This is a genomic window from Leeuwenhoekiella sp. CH_XMU1409-2 (genome assembly GCF_037029365.1).
Taxonomy (GTDB): Bacteria; Bacteroidota; Bacteroidia; order Flavobacteriales; family Flavobacteriaceae; genus Leeuwenhoekiella; species Leeuwenhoekiella blandensis.
In genome coordinates this window covers 283,773-308,622 of sequence record NZ_JAYMEI010000002.1, presented here as the reverse complement: position 1 = coordinate 308,622, position 24,850 = coordinate 283,773, and the positions used below count along the sequence as shown (strand labels likewise).

The window sequence follows — 24,850 nt, the reverse complement described above, 5'->3', positions numbered from 1 at the left end:
CTCCTAGTTTTAAATCAAACTCCATATTTTCCCTAAACTGCGCGTAAAACCTATGACAAGATTGTACCCTTTTCTTTTAAGTGTATTGCTTGCTTTAAGTATATCGTGCAGCACAGAGACCAAGACTCCAAAATTTGAGTCGGTATCAGATTCTGGGATTACATTCACCAACACACTCAAAAGCACACCTCAACTCAATATTCTCAACTACCTATATTTTTATAACGGAGCCGGAACTGCGGTTGCCGACTTTAATAACGATGGTTTACTAGATATTTATTTTACAGGAAATCAGGTATCAGATAAATTATATCTAAATCAAGGTAATTTTCAATTTAAAGACATTACCGGCAATGCCGGCATAGACACTTCATCTACTTCTTGGAATACAGGTGTAACTACCGTTGATATTAATGCAGACGGACTTTTAGACCTTTATGTTTGTACTGTGAGCGGACATTTAGATTTAAAAGGCCACAATAAACTTTACATCAATCAAGGAACCACCAACGGAATTCCAACATTTAAGGAAGCTGCTTCGGAATATGGACTGGATTTCACCGGCCTTTCTACACAAGCTAGTTTTTTTGATTATGACAAAGATGGCGACCTTGACATGTATTTGCTCAATCATTCTGTTCACCCCAATTCAAACTATGGTAGAGCCGCGATTCGCAAGGTTTCAGACAGTCTTCGCGGGGACAAACTCTATCGCAATGACAATGGGAATTTCACCGAAATAACCCAACAAGCCGGCATCTTCAGCAGTAAAATTGGTTATGGCTTAGGCGTTTCCGTAGCAGATTTAAACAACGATGGCTATCCCGACATCTACATTGCAAACGATTTTTTTGAGAACGACTACGTCTACCTCAACAATCAAAATGGCACCTTTTCTGAAGTCAATACGACGCAAAATTTACTTGGGCATACTTCGCATTTTTCAATGGGAAGCGACATTGCAGATATCAATAACGACGGAAACGCAGATATCTTAAGTCTAGATATGTTGCCCGAAGATCTTCAGGTTCTGAAAGCATCGGGTAATGAATATGCGTATCCTATTTATCAAAATCAAATCAGAAACGGCTACGATTACCAATTTATGCAAAACACCCTACAGCTCAATTTAGGCAATGGCAGATTTGCAGAAACGGCGTTTCAAAGTGGTGTCGCTGCAACCGAATGGTCCTGGAGTCCTTTAATGGCCGACTTTGATAATGACGGTTTTAAAGATATTTATATCGCTAACGGAATTTTAGGCGCTACAAATGATATGGATTTTGTGAATTTCATCTCCAACGAAAGTATTCAAAAACGTTTAGGCAAGAATATGTCTGAAGCCGAGATGGAATTCATCAACAAACTTCCAGAAATAAATGTAGCCAATTATGCCTACAAAAATTTAGGCAACGGCACTTTTGAAGATGTTACCACACAATGGACTTCTAATGAAAAAACCTTTAGCAATGGTGCTGCTTATGGAGATCTGGACAATGACGGCGATCTTGATTTGGTAGTAAATAACGTCAATAAGCCGGCATCTATTTTAAAAAACACCACTGTGGAAACCGCCGAAGGCACGAGCGGAATCTCCATTCATTTTAAAGGAACTGCGCCCAACACCTTCGGCATTGGTGCTAAAGTCACCGCTTATAGTTTTAACAATATTCAGGTTTTTGAAAACTACACCACACGCGGCTTTATGTCGGCGGTTGCTCCTTCCATTTTTGTAGGATTAGGTAATGCTGCACAATTAGATTCGTTAGAAGTGCTCTGGCCTTCCGGAACATCTCAAGTGGTTAAAAACGTTAAGGCTGATCTTGTTTTAGACGAAAAAAACGCATCAACATCAATCCTTGAAAAAGCCTACAAATCTGATCTTGTTTGGGTTCAAGACACTACTCAAATTGACTTTCTACATCAAGATGGAAGTTCAATTGAATTCAGTCGTGATCCTTTAGTTCCTTATGCCAGTACAAACACCGGCCCGGCAATAGAAACCGGAGATTTGAATAATGACGACCTTGATGACATTTTGATTCTGGGTGCCAAAGCGCAACAAACGAGCATTTATCTTCAGCAAGAAAACGGAAGTTTCATAGAAAAATTCCTCCCAAAAAGTGAAGAAGACGCGATTAATGAAGATACCGCTGCGACACTTATTGATGTCAACAATGACGGGTTACTCGATATTGTTATTGCCAGCGGCGGGAATGAATTTGCCGGCGGAAGACAACTCACGCCTCGCCTTTACCTAAATTCGGAAGAAGGTTTTACAAAAGTGAGTAATGCATTTGAAGGCTTGACGCTTAATGCTTCAGCGATCACTGCTGTAGATTTTGATAACGACGGCAACACAGATCTTGCTTTAACCAGCGATTTGGTCCCTCAACACTTTGGTGCTACTCCGCAGCAATTCCTTCTTAAAAATGACGGTAATGGAAATTTTACTGATGTTACATCAAGCTACGCTCCCGACTTTTCTTCCGCAGGAAATGTAAAGGATCTTATCTGGGTCGATCTTGACCACAACGGTTTTAAAGATGCCATCGTCTGCGGCCACTGGATGCCAGTTATGATCTTTATGAATTCGGGTAAAAATCTAAGCCTTTTAAACTCAGAAAGTCTTAACAACACAAACGGCCTCTGGAATAGCATTCGTGCTGAAGATTTTGACGGCGATGGCGATATCGATTTGATTGTCGGCAATTGGGGCTTGAATACCCGCCTGACCGCTTCTGTTGAAAAACCCTTGAATCTGTATCGTTTCGATTTTGATAAAAACGGTAAAATAGATCCGATCACTACCTATTTCTATAAGGGAACCGAAACCGTTTTGGCGACAAAAGATGAGTTGGTTAAGCAGCTTCCGTTCTTGAATAAGAAATTCTTGAGCTATCACGATTTTGCAAAAGCCGGCATCATTGATTTACTTTCTGAAGAAAAACTTGAAAAAGCTGAAAAAAAGCAAGTATTTACGCTTGAGACCACGTATTTTGAAAACCAAGGAAATTTAAGCTTTAAAGCAAAAGCTTTACCACAAATGGCACAGATTTCGAGTGTAAAAACAATGATCACTGAAGACTTTAATGCTGATGGTTTACTAGACATCTTGCTTTTAGGAAATGACAGTGAGATCAGCACCCAATTGGGCAGACTCGATGCCTCACACGGTGTGTTTTTGCTGAATACAGGAACGGGTTTCAACTATACCGGCAACCACAATATTGACCTTAGAGGCGCTGCCCGCAGCAACTCAAAACTGAAAATTAAAGACGACCTTCTTTACATTATAGGTCGTAATAATGATAAACCGCTTTTTATTAGAAAAGAGACTGCACATGATTAGTTTTAAGAAAATATACTTTATCGGTATTTGTTTAGCTTTCGCTGCTTGTGATCAGGATAAGCAAGAAAATGATGCTGTAATTGATCAAGAGCCTACTTTGTTTACCACAATGTCTACCGAGGAAACCGGTATCGACTTTGTGAATGCTATCAAAAATCAGAGCGATTTCAATATTTTTAAATACCGAAATTTCTATAATGGTGGTGGTGTTGCTATTGGAGACATCAACAATGATGGCCTTGCAGACATCTACTTGACCGCTAATATGGGCCAGAACAAACTTTACCTCAACAAAGGAGATTTTAAGTTTGAAGACATTACCGAAAAAGCCGGTGTAGGCGGAAACAAGCCATGGTCTACAGGCGTGGTGATGGCAGATGTAAATGCTGATGGTTTGCTGGATATTTATGTGAGCAATGCCGGAAATATGAAAGGTAACAACCACGACAATGACCTGTACATCAACAACGGTGATCTCACTTTTACCGAAAAAGCACAGGAATTTAATCTTGCAAAATCAGGATTTTCTACGCAAGCGAGTTTCTTTGATTATGATAAAGATGGTGACCTTGATGTGTATATTTTAAATAACAGCAACGTTCCTGTAAGCGGCTTGGGATATGCTGAGCAGCGCGATACGCGTGCAGAAAACTGGGAGAATGTTCCTGATGTTTTTAAAGGTGTGGGCGATCTCCTTATGCGTAACGACGGCGGAACTTTTACCGATGTTAGTGAAGAAGCCGGTATTTATGGTAGTTTAATTGGTTTTGGCCTTGGCGTGATGATCACAGACATCAACAATGACCTGTATCCGGATATCTATATTTCCAATGATTTCTACGAGCGTGATTATCTCTACATCAATCAAAAAGATGGCACTTTTAAAGAAGAAATAAAAGAATGGACTTCCCACCTATCTCTATCTGCGATGGGTGTTGATATGGCAGATATCAATAACGATGGACTGCAAGATATTTTTATTACCGATATGCTTCCCGAGCCGGAAGAGCGTGTAAAATCGGTAATGGAGTTTGACAATTATAATGTGTACAAACTCAAACAGAGTAAAGATTTTTATCAGCAGTTTATTCAGAATACACTTCAAGTAAATAATGGTAACGGCACCTTTTCTGAAACCGCCTATTACAGTGGCGTAGATGCTACCGACTGGAGTTGGGCCGGACTCCTTGTCGACCTAGATAATGACGGATATCGTGATATCTATGTCACCAACGGAATCAACCACGATTTGACTGATCTTGACTTTGTTGACTTTTTTGCCAATGAGATCATTCAAAATATGGCGATGACCGGTAAGCGTCAAGCGATAGATTCGATCATTGATAAAATGCCTAAAAAGCCGCTACCTAATGCGGTATATCGCAATAAAAAAGATTTGACTTTTGAAGATGCCGGTAAAAAGTGGGGACTTGATATGCCGAGTATGTCTAATGGTTCAGCATACGGGGATTTGGATAATGATGGCGATCTCGATCTGGTTGTGAACAACGTAAATATGCAAACCTTCATTTACCGCAATGAAGCTGCGCAACAAACGCAAAACCACTATTTGAGCCTAACCTTTAAAGGCGGGGAGCAAAACCCATTTGCCGTAGGTGCTTCGGTGCGTTTGTATTTTGATGATCAGGAGATTTTTCAGGAATTGTATCCGGTTCGCGGGTTTCAATCTTCTGTAGATTATAAAATGACAATTGGTTTAGGCGCTACGCAAACTATTGATTCACTTCGCGTTTTATGGCCTAATGATAAAACACAGCTTTTAACCCAAGTTGCGACCGATCAAACTTTAGCTTTAGCTCAAGCTGATGCTACGGAAACCTACATTCCAAAAAAGCGACAGCCACAAGCTCAATTGCTTACCGAATTAAGCAACGAGAAGCTCAAAGCAAATACCGAAAACAATTATAACGACTTTGATTACGAAGGTTTGATCGCTAAAAAACTTTCGCAGGAAGGTCCGGCGCTAGCTATAGGAGATGTTGATGGCGATGGTAATGAAGATGTTTATGTGGGAGCTCCTAGTGGAAGCGCAGGAACGCTGTATTTACATCAAGGCAAAGGCAAGCTGAATATCAAAAATCAGTCGGTATTTACTGAAGATGCTTTTTATGAAGACACCGCTGCTGCCCTTTTTGATGCCGATGGTGATGGTGATCTGGATTTAATGGTTGCTTCCGGCGGAAATGAAGTAGGTAAAAAAGAACAATTAAAACCTAGATTGTATTTAAACGACGGCAAAGGAAACTTCAACAAAGCCCCCGAAGAGTTGCCTTCAGCATTTCAAAATATGAGCGTTGTTGCGCCTTACGATTTTGACGGCGACGGCGATATGGATGTGTTTATAGGCTCTCGCAGCGTGGTTGGCGTTTATGGGGTAGACCCTAAACAACTCTTCTTAGAAAATACCGGCAATGGTGTTTTTGTAGATGCGACCGAGCGTTTGGCTTACGACACCAAAGATGCAGGAATGGTGACTGACGCACTTTGGCTGGATATAGACGAAGACGGTAAAGCTGATTTGATCACGGTTTCAGAATGGGGTGCACCGCTTGTGTATAAAAATTCGGGAAGACGACTTTCGCTAAAAGAAACAAGTTTAAGCGATAAAACCGGCTGGTGGAATACTATCGCAGCGGTTGACATCGACAATGACGGCGATATGGATTTAGTATTGGGTAACGAAGGAGAAAATCTACACTATCTGCCTTCTGAGCAACGCCCGATGTCTATGTACATCAACGATTTTGACAACAACGGAACAATTGAGCAAATCACTACGATGCATAAAAATGGGAAGGATTACCCATTACATCAAAAGAAAGAGATCACCGCACAAATGAGTTCGCTTAAAAAGCAAAACCTCAAAGCTTCAGATTATGCAAACCGTTATATTGACGAGATTTTCACTGAAGAAAGTCTTCAGAATGCGATTAAAAAATCGGTGAAATATGCACAAACTATGATCGCGGTAAATGATGGCAAGGGTAATTTCAGTTTAAAGCCACTTCCCTATCAAACGCAATTATCGTGCGTTTGCGATATTGTCGCGACAGATATTAATAAAGATGGTTTAGCCGATTTGATTATGGCAGGAAATAACTTTGAGTTCAAACCGCAATATTCTCAACTCGACGCCAGCTTTGGAAATGTATTGCTTAACCAAGGTGACGCATCTTATGCTTGGCAGAATTATGACAAGAGCGGCTTTTTCGTAAAAGGAGAAGTCAAGCATCTAGCGACCTTCAAAGATAAAAATGGAACTACCTATTTAATCGCTTCGGTTAATGATCAAAAACCAAAAACCTTTGTGCTCAATGAATAAGTTTTTCTCACTGCTCATTTTAGGTTTATCGATCGTTTCTTGTAAAGACGAGCCGGAATTATTTTTAAACCCCAGCCCTGAAAAAACAGGAGTGACCTTCAAAAATACGCTCGAGGCTACAGAAGATATGAATATTCTGGACTACCTCTATTTTTATAATGGTGGCGGACTAGCAATTGGCGATATCAATAACGACGGCTTGCCTGATATTTATTTTTCAGGAAATCAGGTTAAAAATCAGCTATACCTCAACAAGGGAAATCTAAAATTTGAAGATATAACCGAAAAAGCCGGAGTCGCAGGAAATAGCGATTGGAACACAGGTGCCGTTATGGGTGACGTAAACGGTGATGGCTTTCTTGACATCTATGTGTGTGCGGTGGTTGGCCTCAATGGTTTAGATGGCTACAACGAACTTTTTATCAATAACGGCGATGGCACTTTTACCGAACGTGCTGCAGCATACGGCCTTGATCTGGACACTTATTCTTCTTCTGCGGCATTTTTAGATTATGACCTGGATGGAGATCTGGACATCTACATTCTCAATCATGCCGTACATACGCAGAGTTCGTTTGGAAAAGCTGACTTACGCTACGAACGCAATCAACAAACCGGGGATCGTCTGATGCGTAATGATAACGGTATGTTTACCGATGTGAGTGAAGAAGCAGGGATTTACGGTGGAATCAACGGCTACGGATTAGGAATTGCGGTAGCAGATTTTAACCTTGACGGATATCCAGATCTGTATATTGGTAATGATTTTCACGAAGATGATTACTACTACATCAACAACGGTGATGGCACTTTTACAGAAGATTTAAAAAATCATTTTGGCCACACCAGCCGTTTTTCAATGGGAAGCGACGTGGCCGATCTCAATCACGACGGTTGGCCTGATTTGATTTCGTTAGATATGCTTCCGCAGGATGAGAACGTTTTGAAAGCTTCTGAAGGTGATGATAATATTCAGACACAGCGTTTGCGTACAGATCGATATGGCTACCACTATCAGTTTACGAGAAATATGTTGTTTATCAATCGTGACGGAAAGGATTACCAAGAAACCGCGTTACTAAGCGGAGTCGCCGCTACAGACTGGAGTTGGAGCGCCTTGTTTGCCGATTTTAACCAAGATATGCAGCAGGATCTTTTTATCTCTAACGGAATCCCAAAACGCCCAAACGACCTAGATTACATCAAGTTTGTATCCAACGAGCAGATTCAAAGTAAGATCAATAACACTGGCTTGATCGACACTAAAGCGCTCGATCTGATGCCTTCTGGAGTAACGCATAATTATGTGTATGAAGGAAGCGCCGATTTACAGTTTAAAGATCAGTCGGGTAAATGGATCGCGAACGACACCATTGTTTCCGGAGCGACGGCCTACGCCGATCTTGATAATGACGGCGACTTGGATTTGGTCACTAATAACATCAATGCTTCGCCTACCTTTTACATCAATAGAACTGATGAGAAAGCCAATTATCTTAAGCTAAAATTGAAAACGCAAAGCTCAAACACCTATGCCATTGGCGCTAAAGTGTATGCGTATGCCAACGGCATTAAGCAGTTTAAAGAATTGTTTACCGTGCGTGGTTTTCAGGCTTCTTCAGAGCCTTTGATCCATTTTGGATTGGGTGATGCCAAAGTTGTTGACTCTGTGAGAATCATTTGGCCCGACAAGACAAGCCAAGTGCTTAAAGACATCAGCGCCAATCAAAGTCTCGTAGTAAATCAAGAAAATGCTCAGGCTTTTGATTACAACCTTTTAAAACCAAAACAGCAAAAGCTTTTCTCAAAAGTCACCGATTCTTTAATACTTGATTTCACACACATTGAAGATGCCTACTCTGACTTTGACCGTGAGAAATTAATCCCTTATCAACTAGGTGATCGCGGGCCGGCGGTGGCAGTTGGCGATCTTGATGGGGACGGGAAGGATGATGTGTTTTTTGGTGGATCGAAATACATTCCGTCGCAAGTTTTTATTCAGCAGGATTCAGCTTTTGTAAAAACAGAATTTACTATCATTAAAAAGGATTCGATCAATGAAGAAGTAACCGCTGTTATCGCTGATTTCAACCAAGACGGAAAAAACGATTTGATGACCGGTACTGCAGGTGGTGATTTTTTCAACAGAGCAAAACCCTTGATTGACGGACTTTATCTAAACAACGGCGCAGCTTTTTCTTCAGCCGCAATGCCAGAGCTTTTTGATAATACTTCGGTGCTTGCAACTTATGATTATGACGGCGATGGTGATCTTGATGTTTATGCCGGAACCCAAGCCATAACAGGAAGTTTTGGCAAAACACCGGTTTCCTATCTTTTAGAAAATGAGAACGGAAGTTTTCGCGTGGCGCAAGAATTTAAAGATCTCGGAATGGTAACCGCTGTGGTTTGGAGCGATTTTAACAAGGACGGAAAGTTAGACCTTGTGGCCGTTGGCGAATGGATGGCACCCACTTTTCTAGAAAATAAAAATGGTAGATTAACTAAAGTCGATTTAGGAACCGAAAATTTGAACGGACTATGGCAAAGCGTGATTCCGTTTGATATTGACGGTGATGGTGATGAAGATTATTTAGTTGGAAACTGGGGTGAGAACAGCAAGTTTAAAACTTCGGCTGACGCACCTATGGTGATGTTTTACAATGATTTTGACAATAATGGCCAAACAGAAACTATTGTCACCACAGCCAAAGAAGGCAAGTATTATCCTTTAATGGGACTTGATGCGCTGGCTTCTCAAGTGGTGTTGTTCAGAAAAAAATATCAGAATTACAGAGATTTTGCCGGTCAAACCATCGAGCAAATTCTTAGCAAAGAACAGTTAGAAACAAGTACAAAACTAGAAGTACAAACCTTAGAAACCGGTTATCTGCGCAATGACGGTGGCAAATTTGAATTTGTAGCTTTAGGTCGTGATTTTCAGGTTGCACCCGTGTTAAGTTTTTGTAAATTTGATTTCGATAATGATGGTAAAGAAGAAGTTCTTGCTGCCGGAAATTACTTTGGTGTACAGCCGTTTCACGGAAGATTAGACAGCTTTAACGGCGCCTTAATCAAAGATGAAAACACGGTGATTCCGGGAGATCAGATAGGTCTCGATTTTGCACGAAAATCTATACGAGATCTTTCGATACTATCATTAAATGGTCAAAAGTATTTGCTCGCGACTCCCAACAACGCCACCAGCCAGCTATACAAACTAGATTAATCGGGTGATAGAACACCTTAAAACAATTTAAAGTAGAAATCGTTTTAATCAAGGTTTCCCTAAAATAATTTGAAGATTATGCTTAAAAAACTGAGCTTACTGGTTCTTTCTGCAGTTTTGATTACTTCTTGCTCCAAAGAAGAAAAACCACTTGTAGTTACACCAGACGATTATAACAATGCGGTAGATAAAGTTACCGAGGTGATCATTCATGATATTTTTTCGCCACCAGTGGCTAGCCGAATTTACGCCTACTCAAATATGGCGGCTTACGAAGTTTTGGTACAAAATAATCCTGAGTATAAAAGTCTGGCAGGTCAAATTCATGAGTTGGGAGAAACGCCAAAACCTGATACGGACGCCGCTGTAAATTATGATGTGGCTGCGCTTGTTGCACAGATGGAAATGGCAAAAAGTCTAATCTTTTCAGAAGATCGCATCACTGAAATGCGCGACAGTTTGTATACACAATGGGAGGAGCAAAACCCAACCGAGTTGGAAGCTTCAAAAGCTTATGGACTTAAAGTTGCAGATCACATCAAAGCTTGGATGGATGGGGATATGTATAAGCAAACGCGCACCATGCCAAAGTTCTCGGTAAATCCTGACAATCCTTCTCGCTGGCAACCTACGCCTCCTGCATATATGGACGGTATTGAGCCACACTGGATGAAAATCAGAACGCTGGTAATTGATTCTGCAGATCAATTTAAACCGATTCCTCCTCCAGAATTTTCTATGGAAGAAGGTTCTGAATTTCACAAACAGTTGATGGAAGTTTATGACGTGCGTAACGCTATGACCGAAGAAGGTGATGAATCTGAAAAAATGGAAATTGCCAAATTTTGGGACTGTAATCCTTACGTATCTACACATAAAGGACACTTGATGTTTGCTACCAAAAAGATCACGCCCGGCGGCCACTGGATCGGGATTGTAAAAATCGCGACCAAAAAAGCCAATGCCGACTTGATGGAAACGGTTTATGTGTACACCAAGACTTCTGTAGCCCTTTTTGACGGCTTTATCAGCTGTTGGGATGAAAAATACCGCAGTAACCTCATCCGTCCTGAGACGCTTATCAATCAATATATCGATGATGCCTGGGCACCTGTTTTACAAACTCCACCATTTCCTGAATACAGCAGCGGTCACTCTGTAGTTTCGGGAGCAGCAGCAGAAGTACTTACCCAAATTTATGGAGATAATTTTCAGTTTGACGATGATACAGAAACCGCTTATGGCTTGCCTGTACGTAGTTTTGATTCGTTTAGAAATGCTTCTTCAGAAGCCGCTTTAAGTCGCCTTTATGGGGGTATTCACTATCGTGCAGCAATTGAAGAAGGGCTTAAACAAGGGCGTCAATTAGGACAGTTTGTTGCGCAAAATTTACAAATGAAATCAAATACTGCTCAAGCTTCTAACTAAAGATTATGCTTAAAAAAATCGGAGTTGGCTTCTTAATCCTAGTTGCCGTAGCCTTGATCTGGTATCTTTTTATAAAACCCAGCGATTACATCATCAATTTTAAAGTCGTGACCACACCGGGTACCGTCACACAATCAGTAAAAAGCTGGAATTATGATGTGCCCGACAGCGAGATCATAGCGCAAGACGGACTAAATAAAGTGGTGCAACAGCGGCATTTTGGCGATTCCGTAGTGAATTATAGTTACGAGGCTAAAATGATTAACGATTCTGTTACTCAAGTAAGCGTTGGAGTAAAAGATCTTGATCATAGTGTGGTCAACAGGCTTACCGCACCGTTTAAAAACACCCTTTTTAGAAAACGTAGCACCGAAAATGTTGAAACTTTTTTTGAGATCCTTCGGGAGCATTTAGATCAGATCAACATCGAAGTTACCGGCTTAGATCAAACCCGATCAACGTATGTAGCTTATGTTCCGCTGAAAGGATTACAGGTAGAAAAAGCACGTGGTATGATGCAGTATTACGGCTATATAGGCGATGTTTTACTTAAAAATAATGTAGAGCTTAATGGCCCGCCGATCATTGAAGTTACAGACTGGGATACTGAAACTGATAGTATTGCCTATAACTTTTGCTTTCCTATCATCAGGTCTGAAAACTTACCCATTTCAAAAGACATCAAGTACAAGCGCCTTTTTCAGAAAGAAGCCATTCACGCGGTTTACAATGGAAACTACATAACTTCAGATCGTGCGTGGTATGCCCTGCTTGAATATGCTGAGAGAAACAATCTGGAGGTTGAACATAAACCGGTTGAAATTTTCTACAACAATCCTAATATGGGCGGAAACGAGCTCGACTGGAAAGCTGACATCTACTTACCGCTGAAACAAGATTCTCCGCTGGAATAAGATTAAGCTAGAAAATCAAAAGATAGCTTTAACCCTTGAATCACCATTGTAGTACCTATAATGGCGATGATCAATCCCATAATTTTACCAATTACAGAGATTACGTTATTCCCCAATTTTCGGGCGATAAAGTCGCTTAAACTGAAAGCCAAATAGGTTAGCGCGCACATTAAACCGAAGATTAAAATCACCAAACCTATATTTACATAAGTAGCGTTGGACACAAAGTTCATCGCGGTAACTATTGTTCCTGGCCCGGCAAGAATAGGAATCGCGAGAGGCGAAACCGCAATATTCTCATCAAAATTAGGTTCCTTTAAATGCTTTACATTTGACTTTTTAGACTGAAGCATTTCAAAACCTACAAAGAAAATTAAGATCCCTCCGGTGATTTTAAACGCAGGAATCGTGATCCCAAAAAGCTCAAATATAAATTTACCCAGCACTACAAAAATAGCGATGATGATAAAAGCTACCATCACGGCTTTTTTGTTTACCGTTTGCTTTTCAGTTTTACTGGCACCTTCGGTTAAGGATAAAAAAATAGGAATATTAGAAACCGGGTTCATAATGGCAAAAAAGCCCGTAAATACCGAAATTGAGTAGGTTAAAATTTCATCCATATAGTGTAGGTTAGATTTAAGGATACAGCGAAATTACAACTAAATCTCTACATCAAGCACCTTCCCCTCTGCTGCTGCTGCCTTATCTTTTTTAGTTCCAACAGCTGCACCTATAACCATTCCGATAGGAAAACCTATACCTAAAAATCCCATATTTCCTAATGCCGTACCAAAGCCTACCCCTAACGGCACTCCAAAAACACTCATCCCTAAAGCCGTCCACATTTGTTTATAATGGCCCTTTTTAACAATGCCTATTTCCTCCTTGAGCAACCGTAAGATGTTATGTTGAAATTTTATATACGCTTTATACAATTCCTTTTCTGAGCCTTCTAGATCATTGAGTTTTTCGACCTTTTTATTTATAGTATTGCTTAAAGATTCAGGTAAGTTGCGCGTTTCCAATTCGGCTAAAAGCGTATTGAGCTTCTCTTGCTTTTTAAATGCTTTACCTTCTTGTTGAAGTGCCGGTCTATTTTTGAGTCGGTATAAGTTCATATTAACATATAAAACAAAAAGCCTTTGTTCTTTACAGAACAAAGGCTTCAATTAAAACTATAGTATAGTACTAAACTTCGGTAGGCTCATCTGCAGAAATGGTAATCTCTTTTCCGTCTACCAAAATATCAAGATCATCTCCTCCATCCAGGCTGAAGGTATATTTATCTTTTGAAACAGCTACTTTCACGATCTGATTTCTAAAATTCAATTTAAAAGAAAAACCGTCCCAGGCTTTTGGCATTTTTGGCGCAAAAGAAAGCTTGTCGTTCTTGATGCGCATTCCGCCAAAACCGGCAACAATGCTCAACCAAGTTCCCGCCATACTGGTAATGTGTAGTCCTTCGTGCACTTCTTTATTATAATCGTCAAGATCTAAACGTGCCGTGCGCAAATAAAACGCATACGCTTGATCCATCTGGTCTAATTTTGCCGCCTGAATCGAATGCACACAAGGACTTAACGAAGATTCATGAACTGTGAATGGCTCGTAAAAATCAAAATGCTTTTTGAGTTCGTCCTGAGAAAAATCATCTTCAAAAACATAAAAACCTTGTAGCGTATCGGCTTGCTTAATGTAAGGTGATCGCAAGATGCGGTCCCAACTCCATTTTTGATTGATTGGGCGCTCGGCTTTATCCAGATCGGCTACGGTTACCAATTCTTTATCTAAGAAGCCATCTTGCTGTAAATACACGCCATTTTCTTCAGAAAAAGGTAAGTACATCTTCTCTGCTACTTCGGTCCACGAATTCAATTCTTCATTAGAAATCCCAGTAGCTTCTACAATTCGTTTATAATCAGAAGCAAACTCTTTGCTTACTTTCTTGGCGTTTTCAACTGCATAATTCAAACACCATTTTGCCAGATAATTGGTGTAAAAATTATTGTTTACGTTGTTCTCATATTCATTAGGCCCGGTCACGCCAAGGATCACGAACTGCTCTTTTGTGCTTGACCAGGTTGCTCGTTGTTTCCAGAAACGCGCTACCCCGATCATCACTTCTAAACCTTTTTCTGGAACGTAGCTAAAATCACCTGTGAAATTGACATAATCTCTGATCGCGAAGATCATCGCGCCATTACGGTGAATTTCTTCAAAAGTGATTTCCCACTCATTATGGCACTCTTCGCCGTTCATCGTAACCATCGGGTACAAGGCTGCGCCATTTTTGAAACCTAGCTTTTCAGCATTTTCAATGGCTTTCTCAAGATGGTTATAACGATAGGTTAACAAATTACGCGCTACCTGCTGATCTTTGGTCGCCATATAAAACGGCAAACAATAGGCTTCGGTATCCCAATAGGTAGAACCGCCGTATTTCTCACCGGTAAATCCTTTGGGCCCAATATTCAATCGAGCATCTTTACCCAAATAGGTTTGATTCAGCTGAAAAATATTGAAACGAATACCTTGCTGTGCTTTGACATCTCCTTCGATAACAATATCTGCCATCGACCAGATCGCCGCCCAGTCTTCTTTTTGTTTGTTCAATAAATCTTCAAAACCTGTTTCTAAAGCGGTATCAAGAACAGCTTCTGCAGCTTGCTTTAATTCGTCTTTATCGTGATTGAAGGAAGTGATATAACCTGCATATTTCTGAATAGCAAAAGTCTCTCCTTCTCTGATATCGGTCTCATAAACGTGGCCAATATAGGTTTCTGTTTTGTTGGTTTTAAGCGTTAATGAAATCTCTTTCCCATCAACGGTAAAAGTGTTTGACATTGCCGTACACACGTAAAACATCGTTTTCATCGTGTGCGCTGTAATGTAGGCTTTGTTTCCGTCTTCTTCTACGTCAAGCGTATTCCAAAACTTATCATCCCAGTTGGTATCTTCGTTGGTAATACCACTATCTAAATACGGTTCATAACTTATACTCACATCTTTATTGAGCGGGGTCACTTCGTAATGGATCGCGCCCAACTCGTCGTGTTCTAAACTCAGGAAGCGTTTTGCTTTCACTTTCAGCTGTGTTCCGTTTTGCAATTCGGTTTCAAAACTACGTCCCAGCCAACCCTCTTTCATATTGAGTTCGCGACGAAATTTTGACACCGTCTTTACGGTATTTAAATCGAGAGACTCACCATCTACGGTTACTTTGATCCCGATCCAGCTCGGAGCATTAAGCACCTTTGCAAAATACTCTGGATAGCCGTTTTTCCACCAGCCAACTCGAGTTTTATCAGGATAATAAACACCTCCTATATAGCTTCCCTGAAAGGTTTTTCCGCTGTATTCTTCTTCAAAGTTAGCGCGCTGTCCCATAGCACCGTTTCCGATACTAAAAAGACTTTCTGAAGATTTTACGCGTTCCTTTTCAAATCCTTCTTCTATAACTGCCCAGGGAGCAGGAATGATATAATCTTGATTCATAGTTTATGCGTTGATTAGTTGATCTAAAAATGAGGTATCGATCTCTGTAAAATCATTAAAATTATGATCGGCTTCGTTCAAAACCTGAGCATCGCCAATACCCACACTCACCATATTGACGCGGTTTGCTGCTTGAATTCCTGCAATTGAATCTTCAAAAACTATCGCATCTTCATAAGCAACTCCCAATTCATCTGCCCCAATGGTAAAAACCTCTGGATCGGGTTTTGCCTTGGTAACGTGGTTACCATCAACAATACAGTCAAAACGCTCAAAAAGCCCTACACGCTTTAAAATAGGCTGTGCATTTTTGCTTGCAGAGCCCAACGCCATAGGTATGTTTTTATCTCTTAGATAATTGAGTACTTTAAGCACACCCGGCAAAATATCATCTGCAGTCATTTTTGAGATATAGCTCAGGTACTCTTCGTTTTTAGAAATGAGCCATCCGTCTTTTTGTTCCTGAGTAGCTTGCACTCCTCCTATCTCCAGAAGGATTTCTAAAGATCGCACCCGGCTCACACCTTTAAAACGCTCGTTTTGTTCTTCGGTAAATTCAAAGCCTAATTCATTAGCCAGATTTCTCCACGCCAAGTAATGAAATCCTGCAGTATCTACGATTACTCCGTCTAAATCAAAAATAAAACCCTTTTTACTACTCATATTTATCTGCGGATAACTTCTTTAGTAGATTCACGCTCTACAAGGCTTGTCTCGATAAATGCCGTTGTATACTCTTCCTCTTCTTCCTCAGGGTTTTCTAGTTTATTGATGAGAATGGAGGCTGCTTTACGCCCCATTTCTTCCCCGTGCTGACTTACAGCGGTTAGGCTTGGCACAGCATGTTCTGACAACTGACCGTCTGTAAAACATACCAAAGAAATATCATCTGGAATCTTTTTACCTAATGCATTGATCACCCGTGAAGCGTGCACTGCAAATAATTCGTTTACGGTAAACACACCATCAAGATCATTGTTGGTTATAAAATCTTCGATGCGCTTTTTAGATTTATCTGAAAGGTCATCAATATTATCAAGCTTCAAGATAAGATTATCATCTGCCTTGATTCCAAAATCATCAAGAGCATCAAGGTAACCTTCAGTACGCAGACGTCCTACACTTACATAATCTTCACTTGTGATGATTCCTATCTTACGACATCCTGAACGTATCATATGAGAAACTCCCTTCTTAGCTCCGGCTTTATCATCGATCAATACACGATCGCATTGAATACCTTCAACCACACGGTCAAACATAACCACCGGCATTCCTTGATCGATCACTTCATTTAAATGATGATAATCTTCTTTCATCATTGTTTCTTTTGATACAGAAAGAATAAATCCGTCTGTACTTCCGTTGGCCAAAAGCTCCATATTAAGAACTTCTTTATCAAAAGCGTTGTTTGACAGACAGATGATCACATTATAATTATTTTCTCGCGCTTCCTGCTCGATACCATAAATCACGGTAGTAAAAAAGTGATGTACAATTTGAGGAATAATAACTCCTATCGTATTGGTCTTACGGTTTTTTAAACTCAACGCAATATTGTTGGGTTTGTAATTATAAAGTTTTGCGTAAGCTTTGATCTTCTCACGCGTTTCTTCACTGATTTCTGGGCTGTCTCTCAATGCTTTTGAAACTGTTGAGATCGATACTCCCAGTTCTTTTGCTATTGACTTTAGGGTTAACTTTCTTTTCATAATTTGAAAAATCGAATTAATTCTTTTTGTCTATCTTACATAGACGAGATACTAAAATTACTTGTGGCAAATTTAAGCGACTAAATCGATTAAGTTTTCTTAATTTGTTTTAATTTTCAAGCCGCGCTGACCTTAAAATTTAAATTAATGTAGTTTAAAATGAAATACTTACATTCCATTCTGCTAATCACACTAATTATGAGTTCTTGCAAAAAAGAAAACACCGCAAATAACACCCCTAAAGATACGGTAGTTAAACCATATTACGAAAATTTTCGCCCACAATATCACTTTTCTCCGGAAGCACATTGGATGAACGACCCTAACGGTCTCGTTTACAACGATGGCACCTATCATCTTTTTTATCAATTCTATCCAGATTCTACGGTTTGGGGCCCTATGCACTGGGGGCACGCGACCAGTGAAGACCTGAAAAACTGGAAAAACCAGCCCATTGCGCTAGAGCCTGATGAATTAGGCTATATCTTTTCTGGAAGTGCCGTCGTAGATCACAACAACACTTCTGGTCTTGGAACTGCTGAAAAACCACCTTTGATTGCGATGTTTACCTATCACGAACCCAAAGGTGCTGAAGCAAAAACTACAGATTACCAATATCAAGGAATCGCTTACAGTCTCGATAACGGGAAGTCGTTTACAAAGTATTCTGGAAATCCTGTTGTGCCGAATAACGAAAACCTTGTAGATTTTAGAGATCCTAAAGTTTTCTGGCACGAAGACTCTAATAAATGGATTTTAGTGCTAGTTGCCGGCGATCGTGCGATGATTTACAATTCTGATAATTTAATTGACTGGACTTACCTCAGCGAATTTGGCAAAGACATCGGTGCTCACGGTGGCGTTTGGGAATGTCCTGATTTATTTCCGTTGATCGTAAAAGAAACCGGCGAGACCAAATGGGTTTTGTTTATCAGCATCAATCCGGGCGCTCCTAACGGCGGTTCGGGAACACAATATTTTATTGGTGACTTTGACGGAAAACAGTTTACAACCAACCAAACCGATGAAAAATGGATCGACCTTGGCCGTGATAATTATGCCGGGATCACTTACAACAACTTACCTGATGAAGAACGCACGTTTATTGCTTGGATGAGCAACTGGGAATACGGCCAAGAAACACCTACCGAAAAATGGCGCAGCGCTATGACGCTTCCACAGCAAGTGAGCTTACATAAAAATGAGGATTACTTTTTAGCAAATACTCCGGTAGCTTCAATTACTGAAGGTTTAAGCGAAGCTTCCATCAAAATTTCAAAAGAGGAAAACACATCTTCATTTTCACATAAAGACCTCAACCAATCAGCAGTCTCCTTTGAGCTACCCAAACCACTTAAAGATTTCACTATTGTTCTGGGGAATGCAGAAGATGAGAAAATTACTATTTCATTTGACGCACAAGCATCAAAATACAGTTTGGACCGAAGCAAAAGTGGCTTAACCGATTTTTCAGATAAATTTGCACTCCCAATAATGGAAGCTCCTGCTGACTTCATCGACAGCGATTCAGCGGAATTTCAAATTTTTCTGGATGCGTCTTCGATAGAATTTTTTGCAGATAGCGGCGCTAATGCGATCACCGCACAGTTTTTCCCAAATAAGCCTTACACGCAATTCAGTATCACTACTGAAGACGAAGTGAAAAATTTAAAAATCACCCCTATTCCTTCGATCTGGAAGGACAATAATTAATTGAATACAAGTTTATGAAAGCAGTACAAAAATGGTCTGTCACGGTAGCACTTGCCGGTTTTTTATTTGGTTTTGACACCGTAGTAATATCTGGAGCTAATTTACCGGTTAAAGAATTATGGAATCTCTCACCTTGGTTTCACGGCCTGTTCATTATGTCTATGGCACTTTGGGGTACCGTTCTGGGCTCATTGACCGGCGGAATCCCTTGTGACAAGTTCGGGCGTAAAAAGACTTTATTCTGGATCGGGATTCTCTATTTTGCTTCGGCTTTAGGTTCTGCCTTGTCTCCCGACCCCTATTTATTTTCCTTTTTTAGATTTATTGGGGGTGTGGGTGTTGGTGCTTCTTCCGTAGCTGCGCCTACGTATATTTCAGAAATCACAACCGCTTCTAATCGCGGTAAGCTGGTCGCTCTGTATCAATTTAATCTGGTATTAGGTATTCTTATCGCATTCTTTTCAAATTATCTTTTAGAAGGTTTTCAAGGTGAAAATGACTGGCGCTGGATGATGGGTGTTGAAGCGATTCCTGCGTTTTTATATACGGTTCTGGTAATGACCGTTCCTGAAAGTCCGCGCTGGCTGCTTCATAAGAAAAAGGATGAAAAAGCTGCTTTTGCCGTGCTTAATCAGGTTTATGACAAATTGCAAACACAGCGTAAAATTGACAGCATTAAAACCGAATTAGCAAAAACTACCGATGATGTAAAACTCTTTACCGCGCGTTTTAAAAAACCACTGATTCTGGCCTTCTTAATCGCCTTTTTCAATCAGGTTTCCGGGATTAATTTTATTCTGTATTATGCCCCTGAAATTTTGGTAAAAGCCGGTTTAGCTACTGAAGATTCTTTACTAAACTCTATTTCAATCGGCGTCGTGAATCTGGTCTTTACATTTGTTGGTGTTGGTTTGATCGATCGTTTGGGACGTCGCACGTTGATGTTTATTGGCTCATTTGGTTACATCATCAGTCTCGTTACGGTTGCTTGGTGTTTTTACAGCGGAGCGAGTTCGGCAGTGTTGCTCACTTTTATCTTGATCTTTATCGCTTCACACGCAGTGGGTCAAGGTGCCGTAATTTGGGTATTTATTTCTGAAGTTTTCCCTAATAAAGTACGTGCTTACGGGCAATCTTGGGGAACGGGAACGCATTGGGTTTTTGCCGCTTTGATCACGCTTTTAACTCCGGTTTTCCTAGATGGGGAAAACGGAATTTTCAAAGACAATCCGTGGCCAATTTTTGCCTTTTTTGCGTTTATGATGTTTTTACAATTATTGTTTACCAAATTTATGATGCCTGAAACCAAAGGAATTTCCTTGGAAGAACTAGAAGAAAAAATATTGGGATAATGAAAGAGTATTTAAACGCAATTTGTTTCGGTGAAATTTTATGGGATGTTTTTCCTGACGGAAAAGCTTTAGGCGGCGCTCCGCTCAATTTGTGCTTGCGTATGAAAAGTCTGGGCGTCACGATGCAAATGATCAGTAAATTGGGACAAGATGCTTTAGCTGAAGAAACCCGTGAAGCCATCAAAACTTTTGAACTCGATCAAAATCTCATTCAGGAAGATCATAAACTAGAAACCGGCCAAGTAGAAGTCGCTCTCGATGCTTCAGGCAGTGCTTCTTACACTATAAAAAAACCGGTTGCCTGGGATACTATTAGGCTTACCGAAAAAAATAGTAAAGCCGTTAAAAATGCCGATCTATTTATTTTTGGTTCTTTAGCAGCTCGTAGTAAAGAATCTAGCGAAACGCTTAACAGCCTGCTTCAGCTGGCTAACTATGCTATTTTTGATGTGAATTTGCGCGCGCCACACTATGAGATGGAAACGCTCATCGAGTTTATGAAGCAAGCACAAATGATCAAAATGAATGACGAGGAGCTTGAAGAAGTTGCTCAGTTTTTAGACATCTCAAATCTTAGTATTGAAGCGCAACTTTCAGCTATAAGTAAACTTACCAATACCGATATTATTTGTATTACTCTAGGCGCTGATGGTGCTCTACTTTATAAAAATGGAGCTATCGCCAAAAATAGCGGTTACAGCACCCAAGTTGTGGATACCGTGGGTGCCGGGGATTCATTTTTAGCCGGACTCATCTACCAACTTTTTAAAGTTGAAAACACACCCGAAAAATCTTTAGCATTTGCTTGTGCGCTTGGTGCTCTCGTAGCCGGAACCAAGGGTGCTAATGCTCCGGTTCCTATAGAAAAAATAGAGGCTAAAATGGAAGAATAGTCCATTTTAGCCTTTAGTATATAAAGAATTAAAACCTCGATTACCGAGTACTTATTCTGCCATGCTCTCGCACAATGCGATGGTTTCTTCTACATCTGCCAGCGTCGTACGCGGATTGATCAAACACATACGTAAAACGGTCTGCCCGTTAAGAATAGTGGTAACCAGCATCGCCTCTCGAGAATTGACAACACCTTCAGAGATTTTGGTGTTAAGCGCATCAAGCTCCTGCTCAGATAGGTTTTGATCAATAGGATTGTATCTAAAATTGATCACTGCCAGAGTAGCCGGAGAAACCACTTCCCATTTTTTACTTTTCCGTAGAATGCTCTCTACCTTTTCACACAGATCAAAGTTGTATTGCACCGCTTCTCTAAAGGCCTTTAGGCCAAAGGTTTTGATACTCATGTAAAATTTAAGCGCTCTAAATCGACGCGTCAATTGGATTCCGTGGTCGTAAAAATTGATCTCAGAACTATTACCTTCTACATCTTTAAGATACTCAGGAACTTCGGTAAACGTTCCGCTTAGCCACTTGTGATTGCGCACAAGCAAGCATCCCATTTCATAAGGCTGATAAAACCATTTGTGCGGATCTACCGTTAGCGAGTCGGCCTTCTCAACACCTTTCAACAATTGCTTTCCATTCTTAGCCAGAATTGCTGCGCCACCATACGCCCCATCAATATGAAACCATAAATCTTCGGCCTTTGCAATCGCGGCCAGTTCGGTCAATTGATCTACAGTTCCCGTATTTGTTGTACCCGCTGAAGCCAGTAAACAAAACGGTTTCCAACCGGCGAGACGGTCTTTATTAATCGCATTTTTCAGCTTATTGATCGCGAACTTAAATTCAATATCGGTTGGGATTAAGCGTATTTGTTCCTTTCTGAAACCCATCACGCGAATCGCCTTGATGTTTGAAGAATGCGCCTGATCTGAAAGGTAAATCACTGCTTTAGAAAAATCATCACCACACTTAATATTGCGTGCCGTGATCAATGCAGTAAGATTTGCCATCGAGCCACCGCTGGTGAAAATTCCGCCACCGCGTTTTTTAGGAAAACCATATAAACTCAGCAACCAGTTTATGGTGATAATCTCGAGCTCTGCTGCTGCCGGCGAAGCTGCCCAACCTCCAGAAAACACATTAAATCCTGTAGCCAAAGCATCTGCCATCGCACTCACATAATTGCTAGGCCCGGGAACAAAAGAATAAAACTTAGGATGACTCATGATGTTTGTAAAAGGCATCACTTTTTCCATTACAGTATCAAACACCTCGTCTGCCGAAGTTGGCGCTTCTGGAGCGTGCTCTCGCAATAAAGAATCCATTTCTTCTCGGCTCGCTTGTGCTACCGGTTTCTTTTTATGCTGGTTAAGATGATGCTCTACAATAGCATCTACCACTTTATAACCGTAATCACGCATTTGTTCTTCAGACAATTCTAAACGCGCTGTATCCTTTGCTTCCATCGCTATTCAATTTTTCGCAAAAATACGGCTTTAAATTCAGCTAAAAACCCTTGAAGCCTTATCCTTTTCAGCCGAAAATAAGTCGGCCCAACTTTGGGTTTATTTTAAGACCTAAAAATGAGGAGTATGTCGTAATACCGTAAATTTGCCCCGTAATTTTAATAGAAAAGCTTTGAGAGAGACATTAGCTAACGTGTTTAAGCTACAGACGCTGTTTCGCACTGTTTTTATATTAAGTCTGCTGGGTGTTTTTGCTTTCATTCTCGACTTTGGTTATGAACAATCAAAACACATTCAAACCTTTTTAAATGCCTACTACCTTTTTATTCTTTTTATAGGAATAGCTACCACACTGGTACGTTACTTCACACAATCAAAACGACTAAGCACCCAGGTCATCCTATTTGACGCCTTGAGTATTCTGGTCATTTTGTACATTATTGGCATTCATTTTTTGGGTACCGAAGCACACAACCACCTGAGTTTTTTATACAATGACAAATGGGTGAAAGCCGCGATTTTACTCACATTCATACGAGAGTTTGCAGAGCAACGTATCGATTATAAAAAAAGTCATCTCAACCCGGCACAGCTTTTTATCGCCAGTTTTATCGCGATCGTTTTATTAGGCACTTTTTTACTGATGTTGCCCAAAGCAACTTACGAGGGAATTTCATTTCTAGATGCGTTGTTCACCTCAACAAGCGCCGTCTGCGTAACGGGACTTATCGTTGTAGATACCGGAAGTTATTTCACTCCTCTAGGACAAAATATTATTGTTTTTCTCATTCAACTAGGCGGATTGGGGATCTTGACTTTTGCGAGCTATTTCAGCTATTTTTTTAAAGGAATGTCCTCTTTTGAGAATCAAGTTGTCTTGAGCGATATGAATAATTCTAATAAGATCGGCGAAGTGTTTTCTACGTTAAAGCGTATTCTAGTCATTACCTTTTCTATCGAAGCGGTAGGTGCCGTATTGATATTCATCAGTCTTAAAGCCGAAAACTTCCAAGACCTTACAGACCGCATCTTTTTCTCGGTGTTTCATGCTGTTTCTGCATTTTGTAACGCTGGTTTTTCTACCTTATCTAACGGGATCTACGACATCAACTTTAGATATAATTATTTTTTACAGCTCACGCTCATAGCACTGTTTGTATTTGGCGGATTGGGATTCCCAATAGTGATCAATGTTTTAAAATATTTAAAATATAAGATCATAAATCCGATCAAATATCGCAACCGCGGAATCATCTACAAACCCTGGGTTTTAAGTTTGAGCAGTCGCATCACCTTGATCACAACCTCTGCGTTAGCGCTCTTAGGAACTGCCGTATTTTATGCTAACGAATATCAAAATACACTGGCAGAACATAACGAATTTGGAAAATTGGTTACCGCGCTTTTTGGAGCAACAACACCCAGAACTGCCGGTTTCAACACCTTAGATATGAACCAGCTGCATTTTTCTACCCTGATGATGATTTTCTTGTTAATGTGGGTTGGTGCCTCGCCGGCTTCAACAGGAGGTGGAATCAAAACCAGTACGTTTGCCATTGCCACTTTAAACTTTTTAAGTCTCGCTAAAGGAAAAGAACGTATTGAAGTTTATCGACGAGAGATCGCAGATATTTCGGTAAGAAGAGCCTTTGCCATTATCTCGCTATCGCTAGTGGTTATTGGTTTTGCGGTGATCGCTATCGCAGCATTTGACCCTGACAAAACCTTGCTGAGCATCGCTTTTGAATGCTTTTCAGCATACAGTACAGTAGGACTTAGTTTAGGAATTACCGCTAATCTTTCTGCAGGAAGTAAAGGTGTTTTAATCGTAGTTATGTTTATAGGGAGAGTAAGTATGCTTACCATTCTGATCGCACTTTTCAGAAAAATGAAATACAAAGCTTACCGCTATCCTACCGAAGAAATTTTGATCAACTAAA

The 24,850-nt window shown here is 40.4% G+C and carries 15 protein-coding genes; 9 read left to right on the top strand and 6 right to left on the bottom strand.

Annotated elements, in window-relative coordinates; translation table 11 throughout:
* Positions 1–52: 52 nt before the first annotated feature.
* The 5 genes from WA338_RS03090 to WA338_RS03070 all read left to right on the top strand — a co-directional run bounded on the left by WA338_RS03090 (position 53) and on the right by WA338_RS03070 (position 12,266).
* Positions 53–3,352 carry a VCBS repeat-containing protein gene (locus WA338_RS03090; protein ID WP_272984501.1) on the top strand — a complete coding sequence of 1,100 codons (3,300 nt, stop codon included), beginning with the start codon at positions 53–55 and terminating at the stop codon, positions 3,350–3,352.
* Positions 3,345–6,695, top strand: a complete 3,351-nt coding sequence (locus tag WA338_RS03085) for an FG-GAP-like repeat-containing protein (protein ID WP_336091993.1) — start codon at positions 3,345–3,347, stop codon at positions 6,693–6,695. Before WA338_RS03090 ends, WA338_RS03085 begins: the two co-directional genes overlap by 8 nt.
* Positions 6,688–9,924, top strand: coding sequence for a VCBS repeat-containing protein (locus WA338_RS03080; RefSeq protein ID WP_272984503.1), 3,237 nt, complete (start codon positions 6,688–6,690; stop codon positions 9,922–9,924). Before WA338_RS03085 ends, WA338_RS03080 begins: the two co-directional genes overlap by 8 nt.
* 78 nt (positions 9,925–10,002) lie before the next feature.
* Entirely contained in the window at positions 10,003–11,352 is a 1,350-nt protein-coding gene (locus WA338_RS03075) for a vanadium-dependent haloperoxidase (protein ID WP_272984504.1), read from the top strand.
* Positions 11,353–11,357: 5 nt separating this feature from the next.
* Positions 11,358–12,266: a GyrI-like domain-containing protein gene (locus tag WA338_RS03070; protein ID WP_272984505.1), complete on the top strand. Its 909-nt coding sequence runs from the start codon at positions 11,358–11,360 to the stop codon at positions 12,264–12,266.
* Between the two features lie 2 nt (positions 12,267–12,268).
* On the opposite strand, the gene WA338_RS03065 is transcribed toward WA338_RS03070, so the two are convergent.
* The 5 genes from WA338_RS03065 to WA338_RS03045 form a co-directional block, all read right to left on the bottom strand.
* Complete coding sequence (locus tag WA338_RS03065; RefSeq protein WP_072985044.1) at positions 12,269–12,889, bottom strand: MarC family protein; 621 nt, start codon at positions 12,887–12,889, stop codon at positions 12,269–12,271.
* 39 nt (positions 12,890–12,928) lie between these two features.
* Positions 12,929–13,387: a hypothetical protein gene (locus WA338_RS03060; protein ID WP_009778978.1), complete on the bottom strand. Its 459-nt coding sequence runs from the start codon at positions 13,385–13,387 to the stop codon at positions 12,929–12,931.
* A 70-nt stretch (positions 13,388–13,457) separates the two neighbouring features.
* A complete protein-coding gene (locus WA338_RS03055; RefSeq protein WP_272984506.1) occupies positions 13,458–15,764 on the bottom strand; it encodes a glycoside hydrolase family 65 protein in 2,307 nt (768 codons plus the stop codon).
* A gap of 3 nt (positions 15,765–15,767) precedes the next feature.
* The gene (pgmB, locus tag WA338_RS03050) at positions 15,768–16,427 is read right to left on the bottom strand and encodes a beta-phosphoglucomutase (RefSeq protein WP_273016812.1); all 660 of its coding nucleotides are present in this window, start codon (positions 16,425–16,427) and stop codon (positions 15,768–15,770) included.
* 2 nt (positions 16,428–16,429) lie between these two features.
* The gene (locus WA338_RS03045; RefSeq protein ID WP_273016813.1) at positions 16,430–17,476 is read right to left on the bottom strand and encodes a LacI family DNA-binding transcriptional regulator; all 1,047 of its coding nucleotides are present in this window, start codon (positions 17,474–17,476) and stop codon (positions 16,430–16,432) included.
* 198 nt (positions 17,477–17,674) lie between these two features.
* Between WA338_RS03045 and WA338_RS03040 the strand changes: the two genes are divergently transcribed.
* The 3 genes from WA338_RS03040 to WA338_RS03030 are packed head-to-tail and all read left to right on the top strand — an operon-like array spanning position 17,675 to position 21,434.
* A complete protein-coding gene (locus WA338_RS03040; protein ID WP_272984507.1) occupies positions 17,675–19,189 on the top strand; it encodes a glycoside hydrolase family 32 protein in 1,515 nt (504 codons plus the stop codon).
* A gap of 14 nt (positions 19,190–19,203) precedes the next feature.
* Complete coding sequence (locus WA338_RS03035; protein ID WP_009778973.1) at positions 19,204–20,541, top strand: sugar porter family MFS transporter; 1,338 nt, start codon at positions 19,204–19,206, stop codon at positions 20,539–20,541.
* Complete coding sequence (locus WA338_RS03030; RefSeq protein WP_009778972.1) at positions 20,541–21,434, top strand: carbohydrate kinase family protein; 894 nt, start codon at positions 20,541–20,543, stop codon at positions 21,432–21,434. Before WA338_RS03035 ends, WA338_RS03030 begins: the two co-directional genes overlap by 1 nt.
* A 51-nt stretch (positions 21,435–21,485) precedes the next feature.
* Here WA338_RS03030 and WA338_RS03025 read toward each other — a convergent pair whose 3' ends face one another.
* Positions 21,486–22,910 carry a pyridoxal phosphate-dependent decarboxylase family protein gene (locus WA338_RS03025; protein WP_009778971.1) on the bottom strand — a complete coding sequence of 475 codons (1,425 nt, stop codon included), beginning with the start codon at positions 22,908–22,910 and terminating at the stop codon, positions 21,486–21,488.
* Between the two features lie 172 nt (positions 22,911–23,082).
* Here WA338_RS03025 and WA338_RS03020 point away from each other — a divergent pair, with 172 nt between their 5' ends.
* Positions 23,083–24,849, top strand: coding sequence for a TrkH family potassium uptake protein (locus WA338_RS03020; RefSeq protein WP_230199234.1), 1,767 nt, complete (start codon positions 23,083–23,085; stop codon positions 24,847–24,849).
* Position 24,850: the final 1 nt, after the last annotated feature.